The sequence below is a fragment of the Nonomuraea rhodomycinica genome, from assembly GCF_013363995.1.
Classification (GTDB): domain Bacteria; phylum Actinomycetota; class Actinomycetes; order Streptosporangiales; family Streptosporangiaceae; genus Nonomuraea; species Nonomuraea rhodomycinica.
This window is the reverse complement of record NZ_JABWGO010000004.1, coordinates 178,844-192,954: the sequence shown is the minus strand read 5'-3', so window position 1 is coordinate 192,954 and position 14,111 is coordinate 178,844. Positions and strand designations below refer to the sequence as shown.

Annotated in this window: 14 protein-coding genes; 8 read left to right on the top strand and 6 right to left on the bottom strand. The window is 75.0% G+C overall.

Annotated features, from left to right (window positions below):
• The first annotated feature begins 68 nt into the window (after positions 1–68).
• The 5 genes from HT134_RS19580 to HT134_RS19560 all read left to right on the top strand — a co-directional run bounded on the left by HT134_RS19580 (position 69) and on the right by HT134_RS19560 (position 6,620).
• Positions 69–884 (top strand): carbohydrate ABC transporter permease, encoded by an 816-nt coding sequence (locus HT134_RS19580; protein ID WP_175601867.1) that lies wholly within the window; start codon positions 69–71, stop codon positions 882–884.
• Positions 885–898: 14 nt separating this feature from the next.
• Entirely contained in the window at positions 899–3,652 is a 2,754-nt protein-coding gene (locus HT134_RS19575; protein WP_175601866.1) for a sugar-binding protein, read from the top strand.
• A gap of 70 nt (positions 3,653–3,722) precedes the next feature.
• Positions 3,723–4,832 carry a winged helix DNA-binding domain-containing protein gene (locus HT134_RS19570; RefSeq protein WP_175601865.1) on the top strand — a complete coding sequence of 370 codons (1,110 nt, stop codon included), beginning with the start codon at positions 3,723–3,725 and terminating at the stop codon, positions 4,830–4,832.
• 58 nt (positions 4,833–4,890) lie between these two features.
• A complete protein-coding gene (locus HT134_RS19565) occupies positions 4,891–5,643 on the top strand; it encodes an IclR family transcriptional regulator (protein ID WP_312888244.1) in 753 nt (250 codons plus the stop codon).
• Positions 5,643–6,620, top strand: coding sequence for a sugar kinase (locus tag HT134_RS19560; RefSeq protein ID WP_175601863.1), 978 nt, complete (start codon positions 5,643–5,645; stop codon positions 6,618–6,620). Before HT134_RS19565 ends, HT134_RS19560 begins: the two co-directional genes overlap by 1 nt.
• Before the next feature lie 67 nt (positions 6,621–6,687).
• On the opposite strand, the gene HT134_RS19555 is transcribed toward HT134_RS19560, so the two are convergent.
• The gene (locus HT134_RS19555) at positions 6,688–7,494 is read right to left on the bottom strand and encodes a hypothetical protein (RefSeq protein WP_175601862.1); all 807 of its coding nucleotides are present in this window, start codon (positions 7,492–7,494) and stop codon (positions 6,688–6,690) included.
• Positions 7,495–7,583: 89 nt separating this feature from the next.
• On the opposite strand from HT134_RS19555, the gene HT134_RS19550 reads away from it, so the two are divergent.
• Positions 7,584–8,249: a VC0807 family protein gene (locus HT134_RS19550; protein WP_175601861.1), complete on the top strand. Its 666-nt coding sequence runs from the start codon at positions 7,584–7,586 to the stop codon at positions 8,247–8,249.
• Here HT134_RS19550 and HT134_RS19545 read toward each other — a convergent pair.
• The 3 genes from HT134_RS19545 to HT134_RS44745 all read right to left on the bottom strand — a co-directional run bounded on the left by HT134_RS19545 (position 8,242) and on the right by HT134_RS44745 (position 10,549).
• Entirely contained in the window at positions 8,242–9,297 is a 1,056-nt protein-coding gene (locus tag HT134_RS19545; RefSeq protein WP_175601860.1) for a slipin family protein, read from the bottom strand. The genes HT134_RS19550 and HT134_RS19545 overlap by 8 nt on opposite strands.
• Positions 9,298–9,386: 89 nt before the next feature.
• The gene (locus HT134_RS19540; RefSeq protein ID WP_175601859.1) at positions 9,387–9,866 is read right to left on the bottom strand and encodes a DUF4232 domain-containing protein; all 480 of its coding nucleotides are present in this window, start codon (positions 9,864–9,866) and stop codon (positions 9,387–9,389) included.
• A 107-nt stretch (positions 9,867–9,973) separates the two neighbouring features.
• On the bottom strand, positions 9,974–10,549 hold the full coding sequence (locus tag HT134_RS44745) for a P-loop nucleotide/nucleoside kinase family protein (protein ID WP_217708097.1): 576 nt from the start codon (positions 10,547–10,549) through the stop codon (positions 9,974–9,976).
• Between the two features lie 81 nt (positions 10,550–10,630).
• On the opposite strand from HT134_RS44745, the gene HT134_RS19530 reads away from it, so the two are divergent.
• Together HT134_RS19530 and HT134_RS19525 are read left to right on the top strand one after the other, a co-directional pair.
• Positions 10,631–11,518, top strand: a complete 888-nt coding sequence (locus HT134_RS19530) for an alpha/beta fold hydrolase (RefSeq protein WP_217708096.1) — start codon at positions 10,631–10,633, stop codon at positions 11,516–11,518.
• A gap of 11 nt (positions 11,519–11,529) precedes the next feature.
• On the top strand, positions 11,530–12,237 hold the full coding sequence (locus tag HT134_RS19525; RefSeq protein ID WP_175601856.1) for a MerR family transcriptional regulator: 708 nt from the start codon (positions 11,530–11,532) through the stop codon (positions 12,235–12,237).
• A gap of 11 nt (positions 12,238–12,248) precedes the next feature.
• Here HT134_RS19525 and HT134_RS19520 read toward each other — a convergent pair whose 3' ends face one another.
• Together HT134_RS19520 and HT134_RS19515 are read right to left on the bottom strand one after the other, a co-directional pair.
• The gene (locus tag HT134_RS19520) at positions 12,249–13,709 is read right to left on the bottom strand and encodes an MFS transporter (protein WP_175601855.1); all 1,461 of its coding nucleotides are present in this window, start codon (positions 13,707–13,709) and stop codon (positions 12,249–12,251) included.
• A complete protein-coding gene (locus tag HT134_RS19515) occupies positions 13,706–14,050 on the bottom strand; it encodes a hypothetical protein (protein WP_175601854.1) in 345 nt (114 codons plus the stop codon). Before HT134_RS19515 ends, HT134_RS19520 begins: the two co-directional genes overlap by 4 nt.
• Between the last annotated feature and the right edge of the window lie 61 nt (positions 14,051–14,111).

Here is a 14,111-nt window from a genome sequence, read left to right as displayed (position 1 = left end):
CCCCGGCCGGTCCTGTAGGAGGGTGTCGTGATGTCGCGTGCCGCGTTCGCGCGCCGGAGGAGGGTGTCGTGATCTCCCGTGCGGAGCGGGTGGCGAACTACGTCATCCTGTCGGCGTTCGCCGCGTTCGCGCTGTTCCCCATCGTGACCATCCTCGGCGCCGCGCTCGGCCCCGACGACGCCGGCCCGGCCGGGCAGGCGTGGGGGCCGCATCTGGGCAACTTCGCGGCGGCCTGGGAGGCGGGCCGGTTCGGCACGTACCTGCGCACCAGCCTGACCGTGTCGGTGTTCGTCGTCGTGGTCAGCGTCGTGCTGTCGATCATGAGCGGGTACGCGTTCGGCACCATGCGCTTCCGCGGCCAGGCCGTGCTGTTCTACCTGTTCATGCTCGGGATCATGATGCCGAGCGAGGCCATCGCGGTGCCGCTCTACTTCGACCTGCGCACGCTCGGCCTCATCGACACGTTCTGGTCGGTCGCGCTGCCGCAGGTGGCGCTGTCGGTGGCGTTCGGCACGTTCTGGATGCGGGCCTACTTCCGGGCCAGCAGCCGGGCCATCGCCGAGGCCGCCCGCATCGACGGCGCCTCGACGTGGCGCACGCTGTGGCAGGTGCTGGTCCCGCCGGCCCGGCCGGCCATCGTCACGCTCACCGTGCTGGTCTTCATGTGGACGTGGAACGAGTTCCTCATCCCGCTGATCATGGTGACCAGCGAGTCGCTGCGGACCGCGCCGCTCGGCCTGGCGTTCTTCCAGGGCCAGTACACCTCGGGTTTCACGCTCCTCGCGGCCGGGTCGGTCATCGTGGCCACCCCGGTCGTGGTCTTCTACCTGTTCCTCCAGCGTCACTTCGTCCGCGGGCTGCTCCAGGGCGCGGTCCGCGAGTAATCACCGGAGGTTTCATGCGCAGACCCTCACCCCCCACGCCGCGCCGATGGGCGGTGGCCGCCGCGGCGGCCTCGCTCGCCCTCGCGGCCCTGCCCGCGCTCTCCGCCCCGGCCTCGGCCATGACCCCGGCCTCGGCGCGGGCCGAACCCGAGCCGGCGGCGGACGCGTCCGGCGGCCGGTCCGCCGACCTCGACGTGCTGTTCGTCGGCGCACACCCCGACGACGAGGCGTTCACGCTCTCGACGCTCGGCCAGTGGAACGAGGACCATCACGTCCGCACCGGCGTCGTCACCGTCACCCGCGGCGAGGGCGGCGGCAACGCCGTCGGCCCCGAGGAGGGCCCCGCGCTCGGCCTCATCCGCGAGGCCGAGGAGCGCACGGCCGTCGGCAAGGCCGGGGTCCGCGACGTCTTCAACCTCGACGACGTCGACTTCTACTACACGGTCAGCGCGCCGCTGACCGACCAGATCTGGGGCGACGACACGCTGGAGAAGGTCGTCAGGATCGTCCGGCAGACCCGGCCCGAGGTGCTGCTGACCATGGACCCGGCGCCCTCCCCCGGCAACCACGGCAACCACCAGCAGGCCGCCCGCCTCGCGGTGCAGGCGTTCTACGCCGCCGCCGACCCCGCGGCCTACCCCGAGCAGATCACCCGCGAGGGGCTGCGGCCGTTCGCGCCGTCCCGGCTGCTGCAGGGCGGCGCGCGCGGCACGTCGCGCACCGGGCCCGACTGCGCCGCCACCTTCCGGCCCGCCAACCCGGCGCAGAACGTCTACGGCGTCTGGAGCGGGCGCTCCTCGGCGGCGCAGGGCGGCCGGACGTGGGCGGCGATCGAGCGCGACGCCCAGCGCGCGTACGCCTCGCAGGGCTGGGCCGTCTTCCCCGACGTGCCGTCCGACCCGGCCCAGCTCGGCTGCGACTTCTTCACCCAGGTGGACGCGCGGGTGCCCTTCCCCGAGCCGGGCAGCGCCGCGGCGGCGGCGCCCACGGCCGTCCTGGACGGCGCCCTGGTGCGGGCGGACGGCGCGGCGCCGCTGGGCACGCAGCTCACGCTGCGGCCCGGCACGTTCGACGTGCGCCCCGGCACCGCGTTCAGCGTCAAGGTGAGCGCGACCGCGCCGCCCCGCGAGCCGCTGGGCCGCTCGTCGGCGGCACTGCGCGTGCCCGACGGCTGGAAGGTCTCCGGCTCCGGCGACCTGGGCCGCCTCGCGCCCGGACGCACGGGGACGGCCACGTTCACCGTGACCCCGCCGCAGGGCGCGGCTCCCGGCGAGCGGGCGCGGCTCGCCGCGACGCTCACGACCGAGCGCGGTTCCGGCTACACCGACCGGCAGGTCGAGGTCAGTCCGGCCGTGCGCGCGACGCAGCAGCTCCTGCCGCAGGTCGGCCAGTACGAGAAGTGGTCCGCCGAGGTCGGCGTGCCGCAGCTTCGCGGCCTGGTCACGCCCGTGCTCACGCTGCCGTCCGGCGGCTCGCGCCAGGTCGGCGTGGTCGTCACCAACGTGAGCGGCACGACGCAGTCCGGCACCGTGCGCCTGGACCTGCCCAAGGGCTTCAGCGCCGACCGCGCCGAGGCGCCCTACAGCGGGCTCGCCGCCGGCGCGTCGGCGACGGTCACGTTCACCGTCACCAACACCGACACCTCGCTCAAGACCTCCAACGAGGGCGGCGACTACGCCTACACCATCACCACGACCAGCGGCGACGGCTCCAGCGTGAGCAGGCCGGCCCTGGAGCTCGTCCCCGCCGCGGTCATCCCGAAGGCCGCCGCGGCGCCCGCCGTGGACGGCGCGGAGGGCGACGGCGAGTACGCCGGACCGGCCCTGGACATCTCGCGCCTGTGGGAGGGCACCGCCTGCGCCTCGGCGGCCGACTGCTCCGGCACGGCCAAGGTCACCTGGCACGACGACACCCTCTACCTGCTCGTCCAGGTCAAGGACGACGTCCTCGGCACCCGGCTGGCCGCCTCCGACTGCAAGCGGCACTGGCGCACCGACGCGGTGGAGGTGACGATCGACCCGCGCGGCACGTCCGAGAACACCTCCACGACGTTCAAGACGGCCGTGCTGCCGGTCACCGCCGAGGGCCCGCCGTGCGCGCTGCGCGACGCGGACAACCACCAGGGGCCGGCCACGGGCGTGCGGATCGCGTCCAAGGTGTCGTCCGGCGCGTACGCGGTGGAGCTGGCGATCCCGATGGAGCAGCTCCCTGGCGCGGTCGATCCGGCCCACCTGGGGCTGAACATCCTCGTCTACGACTCCGACACCCAGGACAAGACCGGCCAGACCCGGATCGGGTGGTCGACGTGGGGCGGCGTGCAGGGCGACCCGTACCGGTGGGGCGTCGCGACGCTGCCCGGCTACCAGCCGCCGGCGGGCCGGCCCACCACGCCGCCGGACCCGGTGATCCCGGCCACCGGCCTGTCCAGCCTGGACTCGCCGCAGTCGCTGGAGCAGGCGGTCCGGCTCGGGCTCCCGCTGGCGGGCGGCCCGGCGGCGAAGGCGTCGGAGAGCGGCCGGGCCACCTCCGCCACGGGCGGCCAGGGAGCGGCCAAGGTGACGCTGCGGGCCGCCGGTCCCGGTGAGGCGCACCTGTTCGTCCGCGACGACAAGGGCACCGCGGGCAGCCGCGTCGTCAAGGTCGGCGGCAAGGGCGTCACGACGGTGAGCGTGCCGGTGACGCGGGCGCTCGGGGCCGACCCGGCGGTCGTGGCCGGGTGGCTGGCTCCAGGCGGCGGGACGACGGCGTCGCGAGCCGCCGTCCGCTGACCGGTTCCCACCACCACCTCGGAGGCCATCGCGGAAGGTCATCTTCCGCGATGGCCTCTAGCCTTCCGGCATGGATCCCCTGATCAGCCGCCGCGCACTCAACCGGGCCACCCTCGACCGGCAGCTCCTGCTGCGTCGCGCCGCCCTGCCGGTGGTGGACGTCGTCGAGCGCCTCGGCGGCCTCCAGGCGCAGACCCCGCACACCTGGTACACCGGCCTGTGGAACCGGATCGAGGGCTTCGAGCCGGCCTCGGCCTCCGCGCTGCTGGAGTCACGCGCCCTGGTGCGCGTCGCGTTGCAGCGCTCGACGATCCACCTGGTGAGCGCGCGCGACTGCCTGGCCATGCGGCCCCTCCTCCAGGTGGTGACGGAACGGATGACCCGTACGACGTTCGGCCGGCGCCTCGCGGGCGTGGACCTGGACGAGCTGGCCGCGACCGGCCGGGCGCTGCTGAGCGCGCGGCCGATGACGTTCGCCGAGCTGGGCCGCGCGCTCGCCGAGCGGTGGCCCGGCAACGACCCGCACGCCCTCGGGCAGGGCGTGCGCTGGCTCGTGCCGCTGGCGCAGGTGCCGCCGCGCGGGCTGTGGGGCAGGAGCGGCCCGGTCGCGCACGCGCCGGCCGACACCTGGCTGGGGAGCCCGGAGGTGCCCGCCATGACGGCGGCCGAGCTGGTGAGGCGCTACCTCGCGGCGTTCGGCCCGGCGACGGTGAAGGACGCGCAGACCTGGTCGGGGCTGACCCGGCTGGCTGAGGTCGTGGAGGGGCTGGACCTGGTGCGCTTCCGCGACGAGGACGGCCGCACGTACCACGACCTGCCCGACGCGCCCCGGCCCGGCGAGGACGTGCCGGCGCCGGTCCGCCTCATGTACGACTTCGACAACCTGTTCCTGTCGCACGCCGACCGCACGCGCGTGATCACCGAGCGGGGCCGGGCCGCGCTCGGCGCGTTCACGGGGACGAACGTGGTGCCGCGCCTCCTCCTGGTGGACGGCTTCGCGGCCGGCGACTGGACGGTCGCCCGGGCTCGGGGCGTCTCCACGCTCACCCTGCACCGGTGGGAGCCGATCGCCCGCCTGGACGAGGCGGAGGCGGAGGCGCGGCGGCTGCTGGAGTTCCTGGCACCGGGTGACGCGCACCGGGTCGCGGTCCTCGACGGCCCCTCCATCAGTGCTGCATAGCACAACGATGTGCTGCATACGGTGAACTCCGGACGGCGCGGGCCGTAGGGTGGCGGGCGTGCCGGAGCGGAACCAGTCGACCTCGCTGCGCCGGGCGCTGGCCGTGCTCGACCACGTACGCGACAACAGCGGCCTCACCCTGACCAGGCTCGCCGAGGGCGTGGGCCTGTCCAAGAGCACCGTGCTGCGGCTGACCGCGCCGCTCATCGAGGCCCGCCTCCTCGAACGCGACCACAGGAGCGGCGTCTACCGGCTCGGCCACGGCACGCTGCGCCTCGGCCAGGCGTACCTCGCCACGCTCGACCTGCGCGCCGTGGCCGCCGAGGAGTCGCACCGGCTGATGACCGAGGCGCGGGAGACCGTCCACCTGGTCGTCCACGACCCGCCGCACGTCGTCTACATCGACAAGGTGGAGAACGAGACGAACGTCCGCATGGCCTCGCGCATCGGCAGCCGCGGGCCGGCGCACTGCACGGCCGTGGGCAAGGCGATCCTGGCGTTCCAGCCGGGCGACCCGGTCGAGGGGCTGGAGCTGGAGTCCCGTACCCGGCACACCATCACCGACCCCGACCGGCTGCGGCGCGAGCTGGCGGGCGTCCGGCGGCGCGGCTACGCGGTGGACGACCGCGAGAACGAGCCCGAGGTGCGCTGCGTCGGCGCGCCGATCTTCAACCACACCGGGGCCGTGGTGGCCGCCCTCTCGGTCTCCGGGCTCACCTCGCGCGTCACCGCCGCGCGGGTGCGCGAGCTGGGCCCGCGGGTGGCCGCCGCGGCGGCGCGGATCTCCGGAAAGCTGGGAGCGACGAGCTGATGACCACACCGACCACTCCCCCGGCGGCGGCCCCCGATCTGGTGACGTTCGGCGAGAGCATGGCGCTGTTCACCGCGCGCCGTACCGGCCCCCTCCGCTTCGCGCGCGACTTCGACCTCGGGATGGGCGGGGCGGAGTCCAACGTCGCGATCGGCGTCTCGCGGCTCGGGCACTGCGCGACCTGGGTCGGCCGGGTGGGCGCGGACGAGTTCGGCGACCTGATCCGCTCCACGCTGCTGGGCGAGGGCGTGGACGCCCGCGCCATCACCGACTCCGCCGCCCCGACCGGGCTGATGATCAAGGGCAGACGCACGGCCGACCTGGTCGACGTCCGCTACTACCGCGCCGGCAGCGCCGGCTCCCGCCTGACGCCCGGCGACCTGGACCCGGGGCTCATCACGGGGGCCCGGGTCCTGCACGTCTCCGCCATCACGCCCGCCCTGTCGGCCTCCGCCCGCGACGCCGTCCGGCACGCGATGACGCTGGCCCGCTCGGCGGGCGTGCTGGTGTCGCTCGACGTCAACTACCGGGCCGCGCTCTGGTCTCCTGCCGAGGCCGGGGCGTGGCTGCGCGAGGCCGTCGCGGACGTGGACGCGCTGTTCGTGACCGGCCCCGAGGGCCGGCTGATCGCCGACGTCGAGGAGCCCGCCGGACTGGCCCGCGCCCTGGCCGCCCTCGGCCCGCGGCACGTGCTGGTCAAGGCGGGCTCGGAGGGAGCCCTGGAGCTGTCCGGCGACGTCGTGCGGCACGCGGAGCCGTACCGGGTGACGGAGGTGGACCCGGTGGGGGCGGGCGACGCGTTCGCGGCGGGGTGGCTGGCCGGGTGGCTGTCGGGCAGCGATCCGGACGAACGGCTGCGCACGGCCTGCGCGGCGGGCGCGTTCGCGGTCACCTCGCAGGGCGACTGGGAGAGCCTGCCCCGCACCGCCGACCTGCGGCTGCTCCAGCGGCGCGCGCCGGACGGCGTCGACAGGTGACCGCACCGGAGCGGCGGGCCGCGGACGCGTCAGCGGGTGGCCGTGCAGGGCGGATCCGCCGGGCGCGTCACTCGTCGCCCAGGACCTGGTGCACGTACGCGACGGCCGGCGGGCTGTAGATCTGGAGCACCTGGCCGATCGCGGCCTGCAGCCGGGGCAGTGACCACCCGGCCGGGCGCAGCGGCTCCGGCAACTGGGGGGCGCGCAGGGTGTCGACCATGGTCCGGCCCAGCAGGCGGCTCAACGTCCGCAGCGCCTCCGCGTCGGCCGCCGGCCGCTCGGGCGCCGAGCGCGCCGCCGCCTCCAGGAACTCGGCCTGCCGGTCGTACAGGTCGCTCAGCGCGCCGAGGCCCCAGGCGTCGTAGGCGGCGCGGGCGGCCTCGGCCTCCTCCATGGCGAGCGTGGCCCGGTGCAGCCGCACGCCCTCGGGCGGGGTGAGCAGCGCCCCGAGCCCGGCGGAGCGGTCGGTGACCGCGATCAGCACCCCCTGCTGGAGCAGCCCGTACCCGGTGAGCAACGCGGCCCGGCGCAGCGCGTCGCGGTAGGCGCGCTGTCCCTCCGGCACCTGGTAGAGCAGCGCGTGGAAGCGCCCGTCCCACTCCGGGACGGCGGCCGTGGAACCCTGCCGGATCCGGAAGAAACCGGCGGCCAGGTCGCCGGCCATCCGGTAGCGCGTGCCGCCGCCGCGCCGCTCGCCGGTCAGGTGACCCTCCTTGCGCATGCGGGCGATCAGCGCCCGGGCCGCGGCCTCGGTCAGGCCGAGGTCGCCCAGCAGCCTGGTCAGCGCCGTGCCGGACAGCTCCTCCCGGCCCGCGGCCCCGAACAGGAACGGCACGAGCGCGACCGACCGGCCTCGGGAGGGTCTTGCGGTCAACCGAGGCGGTGATACGTTTTCATTCACGGTCGTGAGTTTATGCGACACATCACGATGCGATCTTGTCTCGACGGAATGAGGAGGGTTCGATGGCGAAATTACGGGCTGTCGCCCTGAACTGGGGCCCGACGATCGCGTTCAACGTCGTCCTGCCCTGGCTGACGTACACGCTGCTGACCGACCGCGGCATGTCCGACGTCGCGGCCCTCGCGGTCTCGGCGGTCTGGCCGGCCGTCGAGGTGCTCGGCGTCCTGCTGATCCGGCGCCGCCTCGACGACTTCGGCGTGCTCGCGCTGATCGTGGTCGGGCTCGGCGTGGTCGGCTCGCTGGTGTTCCAGGACGCGCGGCTGGCGCTGGTCAAGGAGTCCGCGGTGACCGGGCTGTTCGGGCTGGTGCTGCTCGGCTCCCTGCTGACGCCCCGGCCGCTGATGTTCTACTTCGGGCGCAAGTTCGGGACCGACGGCACCGACGAGGGGCTGGCCCGGTGGAACGCCCTGTGGCAGTACGCGGGGTTCCGCCGGGTGCAGCGGGTTCTCACCCTCGTCTGGGGCGTCGTCTACCTGGCCGAGGCGGTCGCCCGCTTCGCCCTGTCGTACGCGCTGTCCACCTCGGCCATGGTCACGGTCTCCGCGGTGCTGCCGATCGCCGTCACCGCCGCGCTCGTCACCTGGACCATCGCCTACGGGCGCCGCAGCCGCGCCGCGGCGGCCCGCAACAACCCGGCGGCGTTCGCCCCGCAGGAGGGCGTCACGTGAACGAGCGGCCGCTCGGGTGCGCGTTGCGCGACTCCGGGGTCGCGGGCTCCGGCACGACGGCCTCCCGCACCGCGGGCTCCGGCGCGGCCTCCCGTGTGGCGGCCTCCGGCGTGGCGGTCTCTCGGGTGGCGGCCTCTCGGGTGGCGGCCTCCGTCAGCGCGGGTGTCTCCCCGGCGGGCGCCTGCTCCAGGCTCGGCTGATCGCCCCCTTCGATCTCGCCGGGTCCGGGCGGTGCTTCCGCCGCCTGCGCCTCCCCGGCCTGCCCAGCCGTCCGTCCGGCGCTCTGGGGAGCGGTCTGCGCGGCCCGGTCGAAGAAGCGCAGCAGCTCGACCGGCAGCGGCATGATCAGGGTGGAGTTCTTCTCGGCGGCGACCTCCACCACGGTCTGCAGCAGGCGCAGCTGCAACGCGCCCGGCGTCTGCGACATGATGCCCGAGGCGTCGGCGAGCTTCTGGGCGGCCCGCAGCTCGCCGTCCGCGACGATCACCCGCGCCCGCCGCTCGCGCTCGGCCTCGGCCTGGCGCGACATGGAGCGCTTCATCGTCTCGGGGAGCTGGACGTCCTTGATCTCGACCCGGTCGATGTGGATGCCCCAGCCGAGGGCGGGGCTGTCGATCATCAGGGCGAGGCCGCGGTTCAGCTCCTCGCGGTTGGTGAGCAGATCGTCCAGCTCGCTCTTGCCGATGATCGACCGCAGCGAGGTCTGCGCCACCTGCTCCACCGCGTGCACGTAGTCCTGCACCTCGATGGCCGCCCGCATCGGGTCCTTGACCCGGAAGTAGGCGACCGCGTCCACCCGGACGGAGACGTTGTCACGGGTGATGCCCTCCTGCGTGGGCACGGGCATCGTGACGATCTGGATGTTGACCTTCTTCATCCGGTCGGCGAACGGGATGAGCACCGTCAGCCCGGGTTGCCGGATCTCCTTCTGGGCCCGGCCCAAGCGGAAGATGATGCCCCGTTCGACCTGATTGACCACCCGCAGGCTGCTGAGGACCACCAGGATGACGAAGAAGGCGATAACGGTGAGAATGATGTTGATGTCCATGACGGCATCCCTTCCATGTCGAGCCTAGGTCCCGGAGGACCTCCATGGGAGGGACCGGCCCGCCGCACCTCGGCGGACCGCCGATGACGTCAGCCGACCGGGGTGACGTCCACGCCGCCGCACACCCTGCCCTCGGGGAGCGGGAGCGTCACGCCCGTCCCCCCCGCCGGAGGCTCGGCGCGCAGTCCGGCGGGGCTGACGCAGCCGGGCTCCACGACCGTCCAGTGCAGGACGGAGCGCACGCTCCCGCCCGGCTTCAGCGTCGCCACCGCGCCGGGCCCGTCCACGTGCCGCACGGTCACCGCGAGCGCCGCGCCGGCCGCGTCGAGCAGGGCGACGCCGGGATGGCCGGACAGGACGCAGGAGGCGCCGGACACGTTGGTGAAGGTCAGGGGCACGTACCGGTTGCCCGCGCCGGGGTCGATCCGGCCGAACCGGATCTCCAGCTGATCGGAGGAGCACGGGTCCGAAGCGGCCGGACCCGCCTGCGCCGCGACGCGGGGCGCGGCCGGGGAGACAGGCCGCGTCTGGGCGAAGGCGGTGCCTGCCACCAGCAGACCCAAGCCCACGATCCCGACAATCCCCAGCTTCCTCATCAACCTCACTTATGCCCCCTCAGAGCCCGCCCAACGCCCCCGATACCCCACGGAACCCCAGCAAACGGACATGACGCCCCTCATGCGCCGTCACCTCGTGCCCAGGCCAGCACGCGGTCCGCCAGCGCGGCGGGATCCACGGCCGCTCCCCCGTCGGGCGAACCCCCGACCGCTCCCCCGTCGGATGCCCCAACGGACGCGAACGCCGTCGGGATGAGCGCGCGCCCCTGCCGGGCGTCGGCCATCGCGTCCTCGATCTCCGCCTCCGCGTAGCCGCGCGCCTCCAGCCGCCGCCGCCGGACGTCGTCGGGGCAGTCCAGCAGCGCCCACCGGAGCGGCCCGTCCCACCTCCGGCCCGGCGCCAGCTCCTCCGCGTCGGGGACGGGGCAGAGCAGCAGCACGGGATGCCCCACCCGGCGCACCATGGCGACGATCCGCCCCCACAGGCGGTCGTAGGCGGGCCACACCGGGGCGGCCGCGGGCTCGGCGACGGGCACGCCGAGCAGGGCGCCCTCCTCCAGGATCTCGTCCATGTCCATGACGACCAGCCCGCCGGCCGCCTCCAGCAGGTACGGCAGCAGGTACGTCTTGCCCGCGCCCGGAGCCCCCGCGAGCAGGCGCAGCGGCCCCCGCCCGGCCATGAGCCGATCTTCCATGCGGGCGATCCTAGTGAGCCCGCGACCTCGCCCGATCCCCGGCTTGACCTTGACCCCGCGTCAGGGTTGCACCATCGCCTGGTGAGCACTTCACAGCAGCCCCCGCTGGGGCGTTTCCACCAGGTCGACGGCCGCCGGCTGCTCCTGCACCGCTCGGGCGCGGGCGGGCCGGCCGTGGTGTTCCTGCCCGGCGCCAGCGCCTTCGGGCTGGACTACCTCAACATCCACGAGCGCGTCTCCGCGTTCACCACCTCCGTCCTCTACGACCGCGCCGGCACGGGCTGGAGCGACCCGGCCGAGCTGCCGCGCACCGCGGCCGAGGTCGCGACCGAGCTGCGGGACCTGCTGCGGGCCGCGGACGTGCCGGGCCCGTACGTGCTGGTGGCGCACTCCCTCGGCGGCGCCTACGCCCGGCGCTTCCTCCAGCTCTTCCCCGGCGAGGTGGCCGGGGTCGTCTACCTCGACGCGTTCAACGAGGACTGGGACGTCCACATGGCCGACGAGCGCCTGCGCCTGAAGCCGCAGCCGGTGCCGGGCGGCCTGACGCTGCGCCTCGTCACCCTCCTCGCGGGCGGACAGTACAGGAAGATGCTGGCCGGCTGGCCGCGCGAGGTGCGCGACGCGCTGCTGGCCCGCCACCTCACCGTCGGCTCGCAGCGGGCCGGCGCGCAGGAGCGCGGCGACCTGCCCGAGCTGGCCACCGAGATCAAGGCCGCAGGTCCCGTGCCCGGCAGGCCGCTGCTCGCGTTCACCGCGCTGGGCGTCGATCCCGCGATGAGGCTCATGATGCCGAGGAAGACCCTGGCCGCGATGGGCGACGGCAAGCTCCGCCTCGGCGAGGCCCTGGCCGCGTCGGTGCCCGAGGGCGAGCACCGCGTGCTGGAGAAAGCCCGCCACAGTACGATCTGCACGGACGAACCGGACGCCGTCCTGCGGGGTGTCCGCGATCTCTGGCAACGCGTGCGCTGAAAGGGCTCTCCTTGCTCACCATTGGCCGGCTCGCCGCCCATGCAGGGGTGACGGTCCGCGCCGTCCGCCACTACCACCAGCGCGGCCTGCTCGCCGAGCCCGAGCGCGACTCCTCCGGATACCGCCGTTACGACGCCGCCGCGGTGGTCGACCTGATCCGGATCAAGACCATGGCGGACGCCGGCGTGCCGCTGGCCCGCGTCGACGAGCTCCTGCACGCCGGGCAGGAGGAGTTCGCCGACGCCGTCGCCGCCATCGACGCCGACCTGCGCGCGCGGATCCGCGACCTGACCCGGCAGCGGCGGCGCATCGCCGAGCTGGCCGGGGGCGAACGGCTGTTCCTGCCCGCCGACGTCGTCGCCGTCCTCGAACGGCTGCGCGCGCTCGGCGTCAGCGAGCGGACCGTCCGCGTCGAGCGCGACATGTGGATCATGATGGCGGCGCAGTCGCCGGAGCTGCTTCCCGAGCTGGTCGCCGTGAAGAACGCCTCCTTCGACGACGCCGAGCTGATGCGCCTCTACCTGGCCTGCGACGAGGCGTTCGACTGGGACCCCGGCGATCCGCGGCTGGTCCGGCTGGCCGCCGACATGAAGGCGTGGGCGGCCCGGCAGCAGGAGCACGAGGACGTCGGGCCGGACACGCGCGCCCTGCTCGACGCCCACCTCACCGCGTCGTCGCCGGCCTGGGAGCGGCTGATGAGCCTGGTCGCCGCCCCGTAGCCGCCGCCGTCTCAGCGCGACGCCCCGGCGCGGGACCTGCCGGGCGAGCTCCGCCGGGCGAACCACGCCGCGGCGAGCCCGCACAGCGCGGCCGCCACGACCAGGGAGAGCGCGGTGCCGGTGACCGTCCCGAGGCCTGCGCAGGCCCCCATGACGGCGACCCCGACCGTGGCCCCGGTCTGACGGACGGCGTTGAGCAGCCCTCCGGCGGCACCGGCCGTGCCGGCGGGCGCGGCGGCGATGACGGCGGCGGCCAGGGCGGGCAGCACGAGCGAGACCCCGGTGCCGGTGAGCAGCAGTCCCACGGCCAGCCACCCGTACCCGGCGCCGGCGCCGACGGCCCACGCCAGCCCGCCGCCGCCCGCGGCGAGCAGCGCCAGCCCGGCCAGGATCGGCGGGCGCGGGCCGACACGGGCGACGATCCGGCCGGTCAGCGGCGGGTTGACCGCGAACGGCAGGGTGAGCGGCAGGAACGCCAGGCCGCTGGCCACCGCGCTCAGGTGCCGGCCCTGCTGGAGCAGCAGCGGCAGCACGAACAGGGCGCCGTTCAGGGTGAAGCTCACCGCCGCCCCGGCGGCCAGGCCGGCCCGCACGCCGCCGCTGCCGAGGAGCGCCCGGTTCAGCACGGGGGCGTGGCTGCGCCGTTCGAGCGCGGCGAACCCGCGGGCCGCCAGCGCCGTCGCCGCCGCCGATCCGGCGGCGTGCGCCCAGGAGCGCGAGCCGGCCGCGATGAGCGCGTCGGTCAGCAGCGCGAGCACCGCGCAGGCGGCGAGCTGGGCCGCCCAGTCGATCCGCCGCTCCCCGCGCGGCGACCCGGCAGCCGCGCCGGGGGCCACGCTGGGGGCCACGCTGGGGGCCTCGCCAGGAGCCACGCCGGGGGCTTTGCCGGGGGCCGTGCTGAGGGCGGTCAGCGCGAGCACCAGCACGCCGATCGGCACGTTCACCAGGAAGATCGCCCGCCATCCGGCCAGGTCGACGAGCGCGCCGCCCGCGACCGGGCCCGCGGCGACGGCCGCGCCGCTGATGGCCGCCCAGGCCGCCACCGCCCGCGTCCGCTCGCCGGGGTCGGGGTAGAGCCGCGCGATGACGGCCATCGAGGCGGGCACGCAGGCCGCCCCGGCGGCGCCCAGGACCGCCCGCAACCCGACCAGCACGCCCAGCCCGGGAGCGAGGGCCGACAGCAGCGAGCCGAGCGCGAACACCGCCACCCCGGCGCGGAAGACCCGGTCGGCCCCGTAACGGTCGGCGACCGCGCCGCCGGACAGCAGCAGCGCGCCGAAGACGACGGTGTAGCCGGTGGTGGCCCACTGGAGGCCGGCGATCGAGGTGCGCAGCGACGCGGCCAGATCGGGCTCGGCCACGGAGAGCACGGTCATGTCGAGGAGCACCATGAAGTACCCGAGCGACACGCCGAGCAGCGCCGCGGCCCGCCCGCGGGCGCGCGGGGGCGCGCCGATGGTGGAAGAAGTCATGGCGCCCACTGTCGGCTCCCGCCCGCCCCGGCTCCACCGGCCTGGCCGCAGCGCTCGTTCGGATATTCCGAAAGCCGGGGCTGATGCCGCACGATGTCGAGCTCCGCGAACCGGTCCGGCATGCGGCGGCCCCGCTCGGCGAAGACGCGCGCCTCGGGCTCGCCGGTGATCACATGTCCGTGCACCACCGACGCGATCCCGACGTCGATCCGCGCGGAGCGCGCGGCCAGAAGCCGCAGCGGCTGCTGCGCACCGCTGACCTCCCGCGGGATCCGGCGGTTGGCGGCGTCGTCATCAGGCGGCCGCCCGACACTGCCACCACCAGCGCCGATCCCCACCATGATCGCGATGTGTCACTGGAGTGCCGGCCGATCGTTCGCTCAACAGACGCTCAACAGGTTC

Bases quoted from the DNA above. Each gene is read 5' to 3' on its own strand.
- HT134_RS19575 (WP_175601866.1), top strand. From the start codon at position 899: ATGCGCAGACCCTCACCCCCCACGCCGCGCCGATGGGCGGTGGCCGCC.
- HT134_RS19570 (WP_175601865.1), top strand. From the start codon at position 3,723: ATGGATCCCCTGATCAGCCGCCGCGCACTCAACCGGGCCACCCTCGAC.
- HT134_RS19560 (WP_175601863.1), top strand. From the start codon at position 5,643: ATGACCACACCGACCACTCCCCCGGCGGCGGCCCCCGATCTGGTGACG.
- HT134_RS19550 (WP_175601861.1), top strand. From the start codon at position 7,584: ATGGCGAAATTACGGGCTGTCGCCCTGAACTGGGGCCCGACGATCGCG.
- HT134_RS19545 (WP_175601860.1), bottom strand. From the start codon at position 9,297: ATGGACATCAACATCATTCTCACCGTTATCGCCTTCTTCGTCATCCTG.
- HT134_RS44745 (WP_217708097.1), bottom strand. From the start codon at position 10,549: ATGGAAGATCGGCTCATGGCCGGGCGGGGGCCGCTGCGCCTGCTCGCG.
- HT134_RS19520 (WP_175601855.1), bottom strand. From the start codon at position 13,709: ATGACTTCTTCCACCATCGGCGCGCCCCCGCGCGCCCGCGGGCGGGCC.
- HT134_RS19515 (WP_175601854.1), bottom strand. From the start codon at position 14,050: ATGGTGGGGATCGGCGCTGGTGGTGGCAGTGTCGGGCGGCCGCCTGAT.